This is a genomic window from Collinsella sp. TM06-3 (genome assembly GCF_003436395.1).
GTDB lineage: Bacteria > Actinomycetota > Coriobacteriia > Coriobacteriales > Coriobacteriaceae > Collinsella.
Genome location: NZ_QSPG01000050.1, coordinates 1 through 1,031, shown reverse-complemented (window position 1 = coordinate 1,031; position 1,031 = coordinate 1). Strand labels below are relative to the sequence as shown.

At 65.7% G+C, this 1,031-nt stretch carries 1 protein-coding gene; it reads left to right on the top strand.

Going from position 1 to position 1,031, the window contains the following annotated elements:
- A partial coding sequence (gene arcC, locus DXD56_RS09935; RefSeq protein ID WP_117641088.1) for a carbamate kinase occupies window positions 1–930 on the top strand: 930 nt, incomplete at its 5' end.
- Between the last annotated feature and the right edge of the window lie 101 nt (window positions 931–1,031).

Genomic DNA, 1,031 nt, shown 5'->3' with positions numbered 1-1,031 from the left:
GTCGTCGCCCTCGGCGGCAACGCCCTCGGCAACAACCCCGTCGAGCAGATCCAGGCCGTGAGCAACACCGCCCACGCTCTCCTTGGTCTTATCGAGCAGGGTAACGAGATCATCATCACCCACGGCAACGGCCCGCAGGTCGGCATGATCCAGAACGCCTTCGCCGCTGCCCACGACGCCATCGGCACCCCCGAGATGCCGCTGCCCGAGTGCGGCGCCATGTCCCAGGGCTACATTGGCTACCACCTGCAGCAGGGCATCGGCCGCGAGATGCACAAGCGCTATAAGCGTTGGCACGCCGCCACCGTCGTCACCCAGATCGAGTGCGACCCGGACGATCCCGCGTTCAAGAACCCGACCAAGCCGATCGGCCCCTTCTACACCGAGGAGCAGGCCAAGGAGTTCATGGCCGAGGATCCTTCCAAGGTCTTCGTCGAGGATTCCGGCCGCGGCTGGCGTCGCGTCGTCGCTTCCCCTGATCCCAAGAAGATCGTCGAGGCTGACTCCATCCTCAACCTGCTCGACAACGAGTTCATCGTCATCGCCTGCGGTGGCGGCGGCATCCCCGTCGTCCGCGACTACGAGAACAAGGGCTGCTACAAGGGCGTTCCCGCCGTCATCGACAAGGACCTGGGCGGCGAGCTGCTGGCCGAGGACTGCGACGCCGACGTCCTGTTCCTGCTGACCGCCGTTGAGCATGTCGCCATCAACTTTGGCAAGCCCAACCAGGAGGAGCTCGAGGACATCACCGCCGACGAGGCCGAGCGCCTGGCCGACGAGGGTCAGTTCGGCAAGGGTTCCATGGAGCCCAAGGTCCGCGCCGCCATCAAGTTCGCCCGCTCCCGCAAGGGCCGCACCTGCATCATCGGCGCCCTGGACAAGGCCGCCGAGACCATGGCCGGTCTCTCCGGTACCCGCATCCACGAGTAGCCTCTACTCTGTTGCCTCTCTCGTGGGCGCCAGGCAAGACGCCCACAAACTAGCCTCTCTTCATGAGCCCCGCAGTCCGCTCCGGCTGCGGGGCTTTTGCT